The 14,464-nt window shown below is 62.4% G+C and carries 14 protein-coding genes; 7 read left to right on the top strand and 7 right to left on the bottom strand.

The features are described from left to right. The first annotated feature begins 8 nt into the window (after nt 1-8). Together purF and Q0W88_RS04190 are read left to right on the top strand one after the other, a co-directional pair. The gene (gene purF / locus Q0W88_RS04195) at nt 9-1,472 is read left to right on the top strand and encodes an amidophosphoribosyltransferase (RefSeq protein ID WP_297800371.1); all 1,464 of its coding nucleotides are present in this window, start codon (nt 9-11) and stop codon (nt 1,470-1,472) included. Then, nucleotides 1,363-2,262, top strand: coding sequence for a ferritin-like domain-containing protein (locus tag Q0W88_RS04190; RefSeq protein WP_343212529.1), 900 nt, complete (start codon nt 1,363-1,365; stop codon nt 2,260-2,262). The genes purF and Q0W88_RS04190 overlap by 110 nt, the downstream gene beginning before the upstream one ends. On the opposite strand, the gene Q0W88_RS04185 is transcribed toward Q0W88_RS04190, so the two are convergent. The 4 genes from Q0W88_RS04185 to Q0W88_RS04170 are packed head-to-tail and all read right to left on the bottom strand — an operon-like array spanning nt 2,234 to nt 4,597. After that, nucleotides 2,234-2,974, bottom strand: coding sequence for a UDP-2,3-diacylglucosamine diphosphatase (locus Q0W88_RS04185; RefSeq protein WP_297800368.1), 741 nt, complete (start codon nt 2,972-2,974; stop codon nt 2,234-2,236). The two genes, Q0W88_RS04190 and Q0W88_RS04185, sit on opposite strands and share 29 nt — an antisense overlap. Then, nucleotides 2,971-3,633: a peptidylprolyl isomerase gene (locus Q0W88_RS04180; protein WP_297800366.1), complete on the bottom strand. Its 663-nt coding sequence runs from the start codon at nt 3,631-3,633 to the stop codon at nt 2,971-2,973. The genes Q0W88_RS04185 and Q0W88_RS04180 overlap by 4 nt, the downstream gene beginning before the upstream one ends. A 34-nt stretch (nt 3,634-3,667) precedes the next feature. Beyond that, nucleotides 3,668-4,138, bottom strand: a complete 471-nt coding sequence (locus Q0W88_RS04175) for a DUF3465 domain-containing protein (protein WP_297800364.1) — start codon at nt 4,136-4,138, stop codon at nt 3,668-3,670. A 3-nt stretch (nt 4,139-4,141) separates the two neighbouring features. Continuing rightward, nucleotides 4,142-4,597 (bottom strand): GNAT family N-acetyltransferase, encoded by a 456-nt coding sequence (locus Q0W88_RS04170; RefSeq protein WP_297800362.1) that lies wholly within the window; start codon nt 4,595-4,597, stop codon nt 4,142-4,144. Between the two features lie 251 nt (nt 4,598-4,848). On the opposite strand from Q0W88_RS04170, the gene Q0W88_RS04165 reads away from it, so the two are divergent. The 5 genes from Q0W88_RS04165 to Q0W88_RS04145 are packed head-to-tail and all read left to right on the top strand — an operon-like array spanning nt 4,849 to nt 12,231. Next, a complete protein-coding gene (locus Q0W88_RS04165; RefSeq protein ID WP_297800359.1) occupies nt 4,849-5,691 on the top strand; it encodes a cyanophycinase in 843 nt (280 codons plus the stop codon). Between the two features lie 11 nt (nt 5,692-5,702). Beyond that, nucleotides 5,703-8,513, top strand: a complete 2,811-nt coding sequence (gene cphA, locus Q0W88_RS04160; RefSeq protein ID WP_297800357.1) for a cyanophycin synthetase — start codon at nt 5,703-5,705, stop codon at nt 8,511-8,513. A gap of 11 nt (nt 8,514-8,524) precedes the next feature. Further along, on the top strand, nt 8,525-10,297 hold the full coding sequence (locus Q0W88_RS04155) for a Mur ligase family protein (protein WP_297800355.1): 1,773 nt from the start codon (nt 8,525-8,527) through the stop codon (nt 10,295-10,297). Nucleotides 10,298-10,336: 39 nt separating this feature from the next. Next, nucleotides 10,337-11,743, top strand: coding sequence for a glutamate--tRNA ligase (gltX, locus tag Q0W88_RS04150; protein ID WP_297800353.1), 1,407 nt, complete (start codon nt 10,337-10,339; stop codon nt 11,741-11,743). Next, nucleotides 11,740-12,231: a transcriptional repressor gene (locus Q0W88_RS04145; protein WP_297800351.1), complete on the top strand. Its 492-nt coding sequence runs from the start codon at nt 11,740-11,742 to the stop codon at nt 12,229-12,231. The genes gltX and Q0W88_RS04145 overlap by 4 nt, the downstream gene beginning before the upstream one ends. 52 nt (nt 12,232-12,283) lie before the next feature. On the opposite strand, the gene Q0W88_RS04140 is transcribed toward Q0W88_RS04145, so the two are convergent. The 3 genes from Q0W88_RS04140 to Q0W88_RS04130 all read right to left on the bottom strand — a co-directional run. Then, entirely contained in the window at nt 12,284-12,667 is a 384-nt protein-coding gene (locus Q0W88_RS04140; RefSeq protein ID WP_297800348.1) for a DUF4870 domain-containing protein, read from the bottom strand. 69 nt (nt 12,668-12,736) lie between these two features. Further along, the gene (locus Q0W88_RS04135; protein ID WP_297800346.1) at nt 12,737-13,426 is read right to left on the bottom strand and encodes a glutathione S-transferase family protein; all 690 of its coding nucleotides are present in this window, start codon (nt 13,424-13,426) and stop codon (nt 12,737-12,739) included. Further along, a partial coding sequence (locus tag Q0W88_RS04130; RefSeq protein ID WP_297800344.1) for a threonine/serine exporter family protein occupies nt 13,423-14,464 on the bottom strand: 1,042 nt, incomplete at its 5' end. The genes Q0W88_RS04130 and Q0W88_RS04135, both read right to left, overlap by 4 nt.

Here is a 14,464-nt window from a genome sequence, read left to right as displayed (position 1 = left end):
GGCTTTTTATGTGCGGAATACTCGGAATTGTCGGTACCACGGATGTTGCCGCGGCGCTGTATGACGGCCTCACCGTGCTGCAGCACCGGGGTCAGGATGCGGCCGGCATCGCCACTGTGTCCGGACAACGCATCAATCTGCATAAAGGCAACGGGCTGGTCAGCGATGTATTCGGCCCACAGCAGATGGCCCGTCTGCGCGGCCATGTCGGCATCGGACACTGCCGCTATCCGACCGCCGGCTCGTCCGGCAGCGATGAGGCGCAACCGTTCTATGCCAATGCGCCGTTCGGCCTGTCGCTGGCGCACAACGGCAATCTGACCAACACCGAAACCCTGCGCCGTGAAGTTTCCGAGCAGGATCACCGGCACATCAATACCCAGTCCGATTCGGAAGTATTGCTGAACGTACTGGCCCACGAGCTGCTGGAGCAGGGCGCCTTGAGCCCCCAGTCCGCGTTGAAAGCGGTCGAGGGCGTTCACCGCCGCGTCTCCGGCGGCTATTCCGTGGTCGCCACGGTGATGGGCCTGGGGCTGCTGGCCTTCCGTGATCCCAATGGCATCCGTCCGCTGGTGCTTGGCAAGCGCGAAACCCTGTTGACCGATGAATATGCGGTCGCCTCCGAGTCGGTGGCGCTGGATATCCTCGGCTTCACCCGCCTGCGCGACATCGCCCCCGGCGAAGCCGTGGTCATCACCGATGACGGCCAGCTGTTCACGCATCAGGCGGCGCCCGGGCGCAAACACACCCCCTGTATCTTCGAGTTCGTTTATTTCGCCCGTCCGGATTCGATGATGGATGACATCTCCGTGCACAAGGCGCGCATGCGCATGGGCGTCAAACTCGGCGAGAAAATCCTGCGTCTGCGTCCGGATCATGACATCGATACCGTGATTCCGATTCCGGATACCTCGCGCGACGCCGCGCTGGAAATCGCCAGCCTGCTGGGCGTGAAGTACCGCGAGGGATTCATCAAGAACCGCTACATCGGACGTACCTTCATCATGCCCGGGCAGAGCCAGCGCGTGCAGTCGGTCAAGCGCAAGCTCAATCCGATTCCGCTCGAGTTCAAGGACCGGGTGGTGCTGCTGGTCGATGACTCGATCGTGCGCGGCACGACTTCGCAGCAGATCGTGCAGATGGCGCGCGAAGCGGGTGCACGAAAGGTTTACCTGGCTTCGGCCGCGCCGCCGGTTCGTTTTCCGAATGTCTACGGCATCGACATGCCGGCCGCCTCGGAACTGGTCGCGCATGGCCGCTCCGAAGCCGAAATCCAGCAACTGCTCGGCTGCGATTGGCTGATTTATCAGGACATCGCCGATCTGGAAGATGCCGTATCCGGCCCGAAACACAAAGTGGCGGATTTCGACTCGTCCTGTTTCACCGGGGAATACATCACCGGCATCGAGCCCGGCTATTTCGAGAAACTGGAACAGGCGCGCAGCGACGCTGCGAAAGCCAAGTCAGGCTAAGCCGCATGGATGCCGATCTGCGCCTTTTGGCCCGCAATGTGCTGAAGGCGGATTCGGTCGAAACCAAGCTTGCGGCGGCGGATGCGCTGATGGCGGCCGCAGAGCAGGGTGTCCGAATCGATGTTTCGGCGCAAGGCGAGGATGTCATGCGGCCGGGACGTCCGGGACGGCCGGAACTGGTCCCGCCGAAATCCTTGCCCAAGCGCAGTCTGCTTCGCATGCCATTGCCCATATCGAATTCAACGCCATCGATCTGGCCTGCGACGCGGTACAGCGCTTTCCGGACATGCCGGCCGGGTTCTATACCGATTGGATCAGCGTGGCCACCGACGAAGCGCGGCATTTCCGCTTGCTGCAGAACCGTCTCGCTGCAATGGGCTACGCCTACGGTGATTTCGCGGCCCATGACGGCCTGTGGGAAATGGCATTGCGAACCCGTCAGGACTGCCTGGCACGCATGGCCCTGGTGCCGCGTCTGCTTGAGGCCCGCGGACTGGATGTGACCCCGGGCATGATCGCCAAGCTTGCCCAGACCGGTGATGGTGAATCAGTGGCGGTGCTTGAAATCATTCTGCGGGAAGAGGTCGGCCATGTCGCCATCGGCACGCGCTGGTTCAACTTCTGCTGCCAGGCGCGTGGCTGTGATCCGGAAAGCACTTTTCTGGAGTTGCTGAAGGATGTCGGTCGCGGTGCTTTGCGCGGACCTTACAATGCCGAAGCGCGTCGCCTTGCCGGTTTCACTTCCGGCGAGATGCACGGCATTACGGTGCTGGCAAATAATGCAGGTTGAGGGTATTGCCGTCCGCGGCAAGATGCGAACTCTGGGTATACCAGTCCCCCAGAACGATGCGTTCGGCAGCTACACCGTCGATGGCCAGTGCATGCCGTGACGGTCGATGGGTATGGCCGTGAATCAGCCGTTTGACCCCGTAGCGGCGCATCGTCGCCAGTACCGCATCTGACGAGACATCGGTGATGGTTTCGAGTTGACGGGTATCTTTCAGGCCCTGTTGCCGGTTTTGGCTGGCTTGCCGAGCCTGTTCAGCAAAGGCACGGCGTGCCGCAAGCGGTTGCGCCAGAAAATGCTGTTGCCACACGGGATTACGGACCTGATTGCGGAAAGCGAGATACTCGCGGTCTTCGGTGCACAGCAGATCACCATGCATCAAGAGGGTGGGTTCGCCGGCACAGGAAATGACCGCGTAGTCGGGCAATAACTGCGCGCCGATGCGTTCGGCAAAGGCCGGGCCGAGCAGGAAGTCGCGGTTGCCGCGTTGCACGAAAATACGGGTGCCGCTGGCGCTGCAGGCAGCGAGAGCCCGCTGCGTCTGGAGCGCAAGTGCGCTGTCCTCGTCGTCACCAATCCAGGCTTCATAAAGATCGCCGAGGATGTACAGTGCTTCGATACTGCGGCATTGGCCGGCCAGCAGCTCGAGAAACTGCGCGGTGGTCTCCGGACGCGCCGCATCCAAATGAAGATCGGAAATGAAAATCTGACTCACGGCGTTTTCGCGGCCCGGATCTGACGGATGATGATGGGTTTGACCGGCGTGGCATCACCGATGCCGGCGCGCGGGCCGACTTTCGCATTGCGCATGCCGTCAATGACCTCCATGCCCTCGACGACATGGCCGAAAACGGTATATCCCTGGCTCTTTGCATCGGCCGCCGAGACGAAATCGAATTGCGGATTGTCGACGACATTGATGAAAAACTGCGCGCCGGCAGAATTCGGATCGTTGGCACGGCGTGCCGCGGTTACCGTGCCGCGCAGGTTGCGCAGACCGTTGTTGGCTTCGCTGCGGATGAAGCCGCGGTCCGGTTTGAGGCGGTAGTCCGGCGTGTAGGCACCACCTTGCACCAGCAGATTGCCGATGACGCGATGAAAAACGGTATTGTCGTAATGGCCCGCTTCAACATAAGCCATGAAGTTGCGCACCGTCAGCGGTGCTTTGTCCTCATACAGTTCAATGACGACCTCCCCGGCATCGGTGCTCAGTACGACCTTCGGATAATCGGCAATCGCCACTTCCTGGAGGGTGCGTTCACCTGCCGCCTCGACACCGGGAATGGCGACTTCCTGGCTGACTTGGGCGGGCTGTTTGCCGCAGGCGCTGAGTACGAACAGCAGAATGGCGACGGTCGGTAGAGGGCGTTTCATGGGTCTAGTTTAAAGCATTGCGGCATGCCCGGGCTTACTGGTAAGTCCGTCCCGCGTGTTGCAGCCAGCCGCCCGGATGCCGTCCGTCCGGATCCCGGTGGGTCCAATGCACGACGCCACCCTTGTCATTCCAGACATATTCGCCTTTGAAGGCGACCCTGTCGCCCGGCGCCAGGGCGTCAATCCGGGGTGCCAGATCGATGTTGTGTGCAATCAGCACGGTATGGCCGTGGCCGGTATCGAGCAGGAACCGCTGATGCCGGCTGCCTTGCTTGTCATCCGGCAACACTTTCACGACGCGGCCCTCGGCCTGGACCGGGACGTCATGCAGGCGCCGGTTGTAAGCTTCGGCAATGCTGTCGGCACCGGTTGCTGCGGGCAGAGGCGCTGCGGATTGCGCGGTGACACGGGTGGGGCCGGAGGTCTGCGGCGATTCGGTGGCGCTGTAACGGCCAAGCACGAAAACCGCGAATCCGAATACGGCAATCAGCGCCCATTTCTTCATGGCTCAGTCCGAAAGCGAACGGCTGAACACATGGAATTCGGTATCCCGGATCCAGCCATGTTTCCGGTACAGCGCCTGGGCGCCGGTATTATCGATGGCGGTTGAAAGCTCCAGGGCGCTGAGTCCGAGCTTACGGCCGAGGTCCTGCGAAGCCAGCAGCAGGGCAGCAGCTACACCGGAGCGCCGTGCCGGCTCGGCCACGAACAGATCATTGAGAATGGCAATGCGGCTGGTGTGGGTCGAACTGAAGCTCGGATACAGCTGGCTGAAGCCGACCAAGGACTCGCCGCGCTGGGCGACCAGGATCCAGGAATCGTTGCGCGCCAGGCGCTCTTCGATGAAGTCGCGGGCACGCTCGAGGTCGGCCGGTTGCCGGTAAAACTGGCGGTAGCCGTCGAACAGCTCGGCCAAATCGCGCAGATCGGAAGGGGTGGCCATCCGCACATTCACGGTGCTCATGTCCGAACCGCCCGAAGGCAGGGCCGATATCCGGCCATTGCCGGAGTTGAGGGGGAGTTTACGGCCATGAGCGGGTGTTCCGGAGCGTTGATTTCAGCCAACACTATGCCATAAAAGCATCCTGCAGTGCCCTCGGGCGCTTCAGATAAGCCGTGCCAAGCCCTGATTTTTCGGCAATAATGGCTGTTCGTGGCGGTCTTAACCTGTTTTGGCTGGCGCATTCGAACAAAAACAATGGAGTCCTTTCCCGCATGTGTCCCAGTCGTCCCCCCAAAGGCAAGTCGCGCGGTTGGATCATTCCCGTCGGCGGTGCCGAAGTCAAGGAAAACAACCCGCAGATCCTCAGCCGCTTCGTTGAATTATGCGGCGGCAAGAAAGCCCGTATCGCCATCATTCCGACCGCCAGCCGCCTGCTTGAAACCGGGCCGAAATACGAACGCATTTTCAGCGCGCTCGGTGCCAAATCGGCGGTATCCGTGGATTTCGAACAGCGCAGCGATGCGTCCGATCCCGCACGTCTGGCGGTATTCGATGGCGTCACCGGCGTGTTTCTGACCGGCGGCAGTCAATTGCGGCTGGCGACACTGCTCGGCGGTACGCCGGTGGCCAAACGCCTGCGTGAGCTCAATGCCCGCGGTGTGCATATCTGCGGAACCAGTGCCGGTGCGAGTTTCCTGAGCGAACACATGATCGCCTTCGGCGAGGAAGGTTCGACGCCGGTTGCCGGCAATGTCCGCCTGGCGCCGGGACTCGGTCTGACCAACCGCTTCGTCATCGACCAGCATTTCCGGCAGCGCGACCGTCTCGGGCGTCTGACCGCGGCCTTGGCTTACAACCCTTTCGCCATCGGCATCGGGCTGGATGAGGATTCCGCCGCGTTCATCAGTCCGGAAAACGTACTGGAAGTGGGCGGGTCGGGTGGCGTGACCGTGGTCGATGCCTCCGAACTGTCGTTTTCATCGATGGATCAGGTCGACGAAGGGCAGCCGGTATGCATGCTCGGCCTGCGTATCCACATTCTGGTTGCCGGCAGCACCTTCAATCTGCATACCCGCGTGGCCTCTCCCGGCACGCTGGTGACCGTCAAAAAATAGAGGATTACGTCATGCGCATCACGGCTCGTTCGGTTTTCGTCGGTCCCTCACAGTACGCCCATTTTCCGGTCATCCGCCTCGAGCTCGACCTCGGTATCCTCGAGCAATGGCCTACCGGCCGTCTGGGACCGGCGTTCGTCGATGCCCTGGTGGCGGCGCTGCCGGAGCTGAAGCAGCATGGCTGTTCCTACAAGGAGCCCGGCGGCTTCATCCGGCGCATGCAGGAAGATGAAGGCACCTGGCTGGGCCATGTGCTCGAACATGTCGCCATCGAGCTGCAGAACATGGCCGGCGAAGATGTGACGTTCGGCCGCACGCGTTCGATCCCCGGCCGTCCCGGGGTGTATTCGGTGGTCTATGAATATGCGCAGCGCGAAGAGGGCATCGAGGCCGGCGAGCTGGCCTTGAAACTGCTCGGTTCACTGTTGCCGGAAGAATTGGCGGAAGTGCGCGGCGTATCGGCGGACTGGAGCTGGCCGGATGCCCGCGATGCCTTCATCCGCTTCGCCCAGAAGCGCGCCCTGGGGCCGTCCACGGCGTCCCTCGTGCGCGCCGCCGAAGAACGCAACATTCCGTGGGTTCGCCTGAACGAACAGTCGCTGGTTCAATTGGGTCACGGCAAATATCAGCAGCGCATCCAGGCCACCATTACCGGAAAAACATCCTATATCGCCGTCGAGCTGGCTTCCGATAAGGAAGAAACCAACAAGATTCTGGCCGGACTCGGATTGCCGGTGCCCCGCCAGATTCTGGTCCAGCATCAGGACCGCGCCATCGAAGCCGCACGCAAGATCGGCTTCCCGGTGGTGACCAAACCCTACAACGGCAATCACGGCCGCGGCATCTCCATCGGCCTGCAAACCGACGAGGAAGTCGCGCTCGGCTTCCAGGCCGCCAAGGAACATTCGCGTTCCGTCATCGTCGAGACCTTTCTTGAAGGTGATGATCACCGCCTGCTGGTGGTCAATGGCGAATTGGTCGCGGCCACCAAGCGCACGCCCGGCCAGGTCATCGGCGATGGCGTACACACCGTTGCCCAGCTGGTTGATCAGGTCAATGCCGATCCGCGCCGTGGCGTCGGTCATGAGAAGGTGCTGACCCGCATCGAACTGGATGCGCAGGCCGACATGATGCTGGCGCGCCAGGAGCTTACCGCGGAATCGGTTCCGGAAGCCGGCCGGATCGTGCCGCTGCGTTCGACCGCCAATCTGTCGACCGGCGGTACCGCCACCGATGTCACCGACATCATCCATCCCGATAACCGCGACATGGCCGTGCGCGCCATCCGGGCCATCGGTCTGGACGTGGGCGGCGTCGATTTCCTCAGCAAGAACATCGCCGAGTCCTACCGCGAGATCGGCGGCGGCATTTGCGAGGTGAATGCCGCGCCCGGGTTCCGCATGCATGTGGCACCCAGCGAAGGCACGCCCCGCGATGCCGCAGGTCCGGTCATCGACATGCTGTTCCCGGCAGGTACGCCGTCACGGGTGCCGATTGCCGCCATCACCGGCACCAACGGCAAGACCACCACCAGCCGCATGCTGGCGCACATCTGCAAGATGGCCGGCTACACGCCGGGCATGACCAGCACCGACGGCGTCTACATCGACGGCCAGCGCACCATCGAGGGCGACATGACCGGTCCGGTATCGGCGCGCATGGTGCTGTCGGATCCGAAAATCGATCTGGCCGTTCTGGAAACCGCGCGCGGCGGGCTGCTGCGCTCAGGCATGGGCGTACGCAACTGCAATGTCGGTGCCGTACTCAATGTGCAGGCTGATCATCTGGGTCTGAAAGGCATCGATACCCTGGAGCAGCTGGCTGAAGTCAAGCGCATCGTGGTGGAGGTCGCCCAGGACTGCGCGGTGCTCAATGCCGACGATGCCAACGTCCTGAAGATGTCCGGCTACACCGATGCCAAGGTGATCTGCTACGTCACCATGAATCCCGATCACAGCCTGGTGCGCGAACACATCCGTGCCGGCGGCCGCGCGTGTGCGCTTGAGGCCGGCGTCAACGGCCAGATGATCACCCTTTACGACAAAGGCAGCCACATCCCGCTGATGTGGACGCACCTGGTGCCGGCCACGCTGGAAGGCAAGGCCATGCACAATGTGCAGAATGCGATGTTCGCCGCAGCCATGGCGTTTTCGCTGGGCGTCGGTCTGGACGCGATCCGTCAGGGTCTGCGCACCTTCGATACCAGCTTCTTCCAGGCGCCGGGACGCATGAATGTGTTCTCCGAGCATCCGTTCAAAGTCATTCTGGACTACGGCCACAATGCCCACGCGGTCGGCGTGATGACCGATCTGGTGCAGCGCATGGATGTGCAGAACCGCCGTCTGGTGGTGCTGGCCGCCCCGGGCGACCGCCGCGACGAGGACATCCTGGACATCGCCGATACCGTCAGCGGCAAATTCGATGCCTACGTGCTCAAGCGCGATGACGGACTGCGCGGCCGCGACGGCGATGAGGTGCCGAACATGCTGGCGGCGCGTCTGCGCGCCAACGGCATCGAGGACTCCCGCATCCATGTCATTCCGGACGAGCAGCAGGCCATCGACAGCGCGCTGCGCATGGCCGCCACCGGCGATCTGCTGCTGATCTTCGGTGACGCGCTGGCGCGCTGCTGGAAGCAGATCACCAAATTCAATCCCGACGGCGAGATGAGCCGGCAGGCGGCCGCCCAGAAACAGGTGCTCGACAGCAACGCCGCCATGGAGTCCTGGCTTAACCGCAACGTGGATGCCGTGTTGCCGGAGTTCGAAGGCGTGGCGCGTGACGAACGCGGCATCGTCATTCTGCCCGAGCAGGACGACTGAGTTCCTGCCGGATGGCTTTTACCGATTCACGCCGGCTGACCGGGCCGAATGTGTATTTCGCCGTGCCCGGCGTGGTGCTGGAGGCGCGTGCCGCGGATATCGACGAAGTGCAATGCAAGCAATGGATGCAGGCCGTGGCCGGCATGGCCGAACTGCTGGGATGGGCGTCGCCTGATTTCGTCAGCCGCTGCCACGCCAAGGGCGCCACCTTGGCCTTTACGGCGCCGATGGATCAGCTGTTCACCGCGACGGAAATCAACGAGTGGGCCTGGTCCACGGTGTGCGGGGATGCCGACATGCATGCCCCGGCGTTTCCGCTGATCGGCGATGTCGATGCCGCCGCCCGTATTTTCCGGAAATCCGCCGTGGCCGAATGCGAGCCGGCATTGATGCGTTTTTGCGCGGCAGCGCAAGATACCGGTTGGCCGGTACTGCTGGACGATGACAGCATCAGCATCGGTTTCGGGGCGCAGACACGGCTCTGGCCGCGCGCCGGCTTTCAAATGCCGGAAGCCGCGCTGACCGATCCCGTGCAGCGCTTGCCGGTGGCCATGGTGACCGGCTCCAATGGCAAAACCACGACCGTCCGTTTGCTCGCGGCCATGGCACGGGCCTCGGGTCTGGCCAGCGGCCATAATTGCACCGACGGGCTGTTCTTCAACGGCGAATTGATTGAAGCCGATGATTACGCAGGACCGGCCGGTGCCCGTGCGACCCTGCGCCATCCGGGCGTGCAGGCCGCCATTCTGGAGACCGCACGCGGCGGGCTGTTGCGCCGGGGTTTGGCCACGGACCAAGCTGATGTCGCGCTGGTCACCAATGTCAGCGAGGATCACTTCGGCGAGTATGGCGTTTTCACGCTGGATGATCTTGCACAGGTCAAGCTCTCGGTGTCGCGCGGCCTGAAATCCGGTGGTGTGCTGGTGTTGAATGCCGCCGATCCGATGCTGGTAAAGCACGGTACGGTTTTGGAAGTCGCCAAGGCTTGGTTTGCACGCGACTGGCATAATCCGGTTCTGGCTGAAATGCGCACCGCCGGCGCACCGGCCTGCGGCATCGAGGACGGCCGGTTGCTGCTGGCGATGGACGGCGTCGTGCAGGATTTCGGCGATACCCGCAGCATGCCGCTCAGTTTCGGCGGCAGGGCCGCCTACAATCTGGATAACCTCGCGGGCGCGGCATTGGCCGCGGCGCTTTTGGGCTTCACGCCCTCGGCCATCGCCGCTTGCCTGCAAGCCTTCGGCCTGCGCCATCAGGACAATCCCGGAAGACTGCAATCCTGGCAGTTCGGCGATGTCCGCGTTTTGATGGATTATGCGCACAACCCGGAAGGACTGCGCGGGTTCCTGGATATCGCCAAAGCCCTGCAGGGCGAAGGTCGCTTGGCCGTGCTGCTGGGTCAGGCCGGAAACCGGGAGAATGACGACATCGTCAAGCTGGCGGAAACCGTGGCGCACTATGTTCCCGGGCAGGTCGTGCTGAAGGAAATGGCCGGCTATGAACGCGGCCGCGCCCCGGGCGAGGTGCCGGCCTTGCTGCAGAGCGCCCTGTTGCAGAACGGCATCGCCGCCGACGATGTGCATGTGCAGCTGGATGAAGTCCAGGCCGTGCGCGATATCCTGCTCTGGGCCCGCGCCGGTGATGTGCTGGCGCTGCCGGTCCATGGCTTGGCCGAGCGCGAGGCCGTTCAGGGGCTTCTGGATGCCATGCAGGCGGCGGATTGGCAGGCGGGCAGGGCGCTGCCGGACTGGCCGGCGGTGCACCGTTCTGACGCGGACGTCTGAATCCGTTAAAATTAGGGTGATTTTTCCTTTGGCCTTCCTATGACCTGCCGTACCCGCTTCGCCCCGAGTCCTACCGGCTTCCTGCACATCGGCGGCGCCCGCACCGCACTTTACTGTTATCTCGAAGCCCGCCGGCGCCAGGGCATATTCGTGCTGCGCATCGAAGACACCGACCGTGAACGCTCCACCCAGGCGGCGGTGGATGCCATTCTGCATGCGATGGACTGGCTCGGGCTGGAATACAACGAAGGTCCGATCTATCAGACCGACCGGTTGCAGCGCTACAAACAGGTGGCTGAACAGCTGGTGGCCGAGGGCAAAGCCTACTATGCCTATGAAAGCAAGGACGAGCTCGAGGCGATGCGCAATGAGGCGCTGGAAAAAAATGAAAAGCCGCGCTACAACGGCGCCTATCGCGATGCCAACGCACCGTTCCGTGAAGATCCGAACCGGGTCATCCGTTTCCGCAATCCGCAGGACGGCACCGTCGCCTGGGATGACAGCATCAAGGGCCGGATTGAATTCTCCAACAGCGAGCTCGATGATCTGGTGATTTTCCGTTCCGACGGCTATGCCACGTACAATTTCGCGGTAGTGGTCGACGATCTGGACATGGGCATCACCGACGTCATCCGCGGCGATGATCACGTCAACAACACGCCGCGCCAGATCAACATCTACAAAGCCCTGGGCGATTTCATGCCGCGTTTCGCGCACATGCCGATGATTCTCGATCCGGAAGGCGCCAAGCTCTCGAAGCGGCATGGAGCGGCCAACGTCATGCAATACCGCGATGACGGCTATCTTCCGCATGCCTTGCTGAACTATCTGGTCCGTCTGGGCTGGTCGCACGGCGACCAGGAAATCTTCAGCCGCGCCGAAATGTTCGATCTGTTCAAAATCGAAGACGTCAATGCCAAGGCCTCGCGCCTGGATCCGGCCAAACTGAACTGGATCAACCAGCATTATCTGAAAACCGATGCGCCCTCGGATGTGGCCAAGCACCTGGTCTGGCACCTGCAGAACGCCGGCTATGACCTGACCAAGGGGCCCGATCCGGCCGAGGTGGTCGTGGCGCTGCGGGACCGTGTCCATACCTTAAAGGAAATGGCCGAGAAGGCCAAATGCTGGTTCAGCCCGCTGACCGAGGCCGACATCGACGCCGCCGCAGCGGCCAAACAACTTACCGCGGCCGTCCGCGAGCCGCTCGGCGTGTTCACTGCAAAGCTGGAAGCCCTGCCGGACTGGACGCTGAGCGGCGTGCATGAGGCCTTTGCCGGAACCCTGGCGGAACTGAATCTGGCCATGGGCAAAGTCGGCCCGGCGATCCGTGTCGCGGTCACCGGCTCGACGGCGTCGCCATCGATCGACCACACCGTGTATCTCTGTGGCCGGGAAACCGCGCTGGCGCGTTTGCATGCCGCCATTGGATCGCTGCCGCAATGAGCCCGAGTGCGCCGGCCTGCACGCATCCGCACCATCACGTGCATGATGCCGGCGCGTATCTGGAGGCCGTCAAGGCCGCCTGCGCCGAACGCGGGCTGCGTCTGACGCCGATCCGGGAGCAGGTTCTCCGTCTGATTGCCCGGAGCGGAAAGCCGATCAAGGCCTATGATCTTCTCGAGCAGATGCGTTCGGAAGTCGGGGCCAATGCACCGCCGACCGTTTACCGTGCCCTGGATTTCCTGATGGCCAATGGCTTCATTCACCGGCTGGCGTCCATCAATGCCTTCGTGGCCTGCCATCACCCGAGCATCCGCCATACCGTCCCGTTCCTGATCTGCGACCGCTGTCATACGGCCATCGAGCTTGAAGATGAATCCATCGCCAGATCGCTCGATGCCAAGGCGCAGGCGCTCGGTTTTTCGCCGGGTGCGCAGGTGCTCGAGGTGCACGGGCTATGCCGAAGCTGTCAGGCCGCCGATAGCGTCTGACCACAAAAAAACGCCGGCTTGCGCCGGCGTTGTTCTTTAACGGATGTGATGCTCAGTTCAGCAGGCGGAGGGTGAACGGATAGCGGTACTCCTGGCCGTTGAAGCCGGCCATGGCGGCCTTGATGGTGCACCAGATCCACACGATGGCCAGCACCAGTGCCGCCGGAATGACGAAAATCAGACCGATGCCCAGAGTCATGACCGTCAGGAACACCGCGATCAGCGTGTACAGGAACATGCTGAAATTGAAATTGAAGGCTTCCGTGGCGTGCGTCCGGATGAACGCCGACTCGTCCTTTTTCATCAGCCAGACCACGAACGCGGCAATCATGCCACCGACACCGGCCGACCAGGAGGTGAACAGCGCCAGCACGAAAGCGGCTACATGTACGCCGCCGGCCCAGTTGTTTTGATCTTTCACTGCGTTTTCTTCCACGGGGTGCTCCAATGTAAGGGGGGGACGGCTTTACCTTAGCGTAAATCCGCCGGATCTGCATCGTTTGGCTTACGGCTGAATCCGCAGATCCGCCAGCAGTTCGGCCTGCGCCAGTATCTCCTGCTCGTGACCGGTTTCGCGCCATGGCTCCTGCAGCGCCTTGTCGTACCAGTCACGCATGCCGGCCAGCGCCAAAAGCCGCTGTGCATAGCCCTGCGAGGCTTCGCTCAGGGGCAGGCCGTAACTCTGGATACGGAAAGCCACCGGGGCATAGAAGGCATCCGCTGCACTGAAATCCGAACCGGCCAGGAACGGTCCGCCGAAGCGGCTCAATCCGTCCTGCCAGAGGGCATCCAAGCGTTCAATATCCGCCTGCAGATCCGGCGTCATGGTGTGCAGGCGCAGCCGCAGTCCGCAGTTCATCGAGCACCGGTTGCGCAATGCGCTGAAGCCGGAATGCATTTCCGCCGCCGCAGCGCGGGCCCATGCCCTTGCAACGCGTTGTTGCGGCCAGACCCCGGGATGCGACTCGGCCAGGTATTCGATGATGGCGAGCGAGTCCCAAACCACCGTGTCGCCGTCATGCAGGCACGGCACCCGCGCGTTCGGCGAGAAGCGGCTGAACGTGGCATGGTTGGATTCCTGGAACGGCACCAGGGTTTCGGTAAAGGGAATCCGCAGTTCGGTCATCAGCAGCCAGGGCCGGAGCGACCAGGACGAATAATTGCGGTTGGCGATATACAGGGTGTAGTGGCTCATGCCGGTTCCTCGTCGATTTCCGATTTAGCGCCGCGGGCGAAGCGCGACAGGGCCATGCTGTTGGCCAGCAGGGTACCAATCACCAAGGCGGCGCCGGTGGTGGCCATCGTGGTGATGGTGCTGATGCCGGCCAGATTGTCCTGTTCCATCAAGGCATGCAGGCCTTTGAAACCGACGCTGCCGGGCACCAGCGTGATCAGGCCGGGAATCTGCACCAGAATACCCGGCTCGCCGCTGAAGCGCTGATACAGTTGACCCGCGAGCGCCACGCTGAAGGCGGCCGTAAAGGCGCCTGCAACCGGTCCGAACACGGCGCCGACGCTGCTGGCCACGGCAAAGGCCAGCAGGCAGGCGCCCATCATCACGTGCAGTGACCGAAGCGGCGCCTGCAGGAAGATCATCAGGGTGCCGCCGAGCAGGGCGATGGCCGGCCAGAGGGTCCAGTCCGGAAGTTTATCCAGCGCCGACAGGGTGCGGTAAGGAATCCATTCGGTGCCGATGCCAGTACCGATGGCGACGCCGGCACCCATCAGCAGCATGAGAATCGCGGCTCCGGACAGGCGTCCGGTACCGGCCAGCAGATTTCCGGTTGCCAGTTCGATCATGGCGATGGTGATGGTGAAACCGGGCAGCAGCAGCACGATGCTGGCCAGAATGACAACAAATGGCGAGGTGAGCGGAATCAGCACGCTCAAGAGATAAGCGCCGATGGCGGCAATGGCGCAGAGCAAAACCGGCATGATCGGCACCAAGCCGGGACGCGCGCCCAGATAAAGTAATGCGAGGATGAAAATAATGCCATTGAGGCCGGCGGCCGTCATTTCCGGCAAGGCACCGCCGAGCAAAAGCGCAATGGCGCCCGATAGCACGAAGCCGCTCAGCACCATTACCCAAGGTTTCCAAGGCAGCGGTGCGGCCATGATGGTTTCCAGCCGAAGGATCGCATCCGGCAGCTGTTCAATGCGATCCAGCTTGCGGAGCATGTCCTTCAGGGCAATCAGCCGGCTCATGTTGTAATCGTAGGCGGGCAGACGCAGC

The organism is Arenimonas sp. GDDSR-1 (assembly GCF_025980345.1).
Lineage (GTDB): Bacteria > Pseudomonadota > Gammaproteobacteria > Xanthomonadales > Xanthomonadaceae > Arenimonas.
This window is presented reverse-complemented; position numbering and strand designations above follow the sequence as displayed.

Excerpts from the sequence above, each read along its gene's own strand:
- Q0W88_RS04155 (WP_297800355.1), top strand. The coding sequence starts at position 8,525 with ATGGCTTTTACCGATTCACGCCGGCTGACCGGGCCGAATGTGTATTTC.
- cphA (WP_297800357.1), top strand. The coding sequence starts at position 5,703 with ATGCGCATCACGGCTCGTTCGGTTTTCGTCGGTCCCTCACAGTACGCC.
- gltX (WP_297800353.1), top strand. The coding sequence starts at position 10,337 with ATGACCTGCCGTACCCGCTTCGCCCCGAGTCCTACCGGCTTCCTGCAC.
- Q0W88_RS04170 (WP_297800362.1), bottom strand. The coding sequence starts at position 4,597 with ATGAGCACCGTGAATGTGCGGATGGCCACCCCTTCCGATCTGCGCGAT.
- purF (WP_297800371.1), top strand. The coding sequence starts at position 9 with ATGTGCGGAATACTCGGAATTGTCGGTACCACGGATGTTGCCGCGGCG.
- Q0W88_RS04175 (WP_297800364.1), bottom strand. The coding sequence starts at position 4,138 with ATGAAGAAATGGGCGCTGATTGCCGTATTCGGATTCGCGGTTTTCGTG.
- Q0W88_RS04165 (WP_297800359.1), top strand. The coding sequence starts at position 4,849 with ATGTGTCCCAGTCGTCCCCCCAAAGGCAAGTCGCGCGGTTGGATCATT.
- Q0W88_RS04180 (WP_297800366.1), bottom strand. The coding sequence starts at position 3,633 with ATGAAACGCCCTCTACCGACCGTCGCCATTCTGCTGTTCGTACTCAGC.
- Q0W88_RS04145 (WP_297800351.1), top strand. The coding sequence starts at position 11,740 with ATGAGCCCGAGTGCGCCGGCCTGCACGCATCCGCACCATCACGTGCAT.
- Q0W88_RS04135 (WP_297800346.1), bottom strand. The coding sequence starts at position 13,426 with ATGAGCCACTACACCCTGTATATCGCCAACCGCAATTATTCGTCCTGG.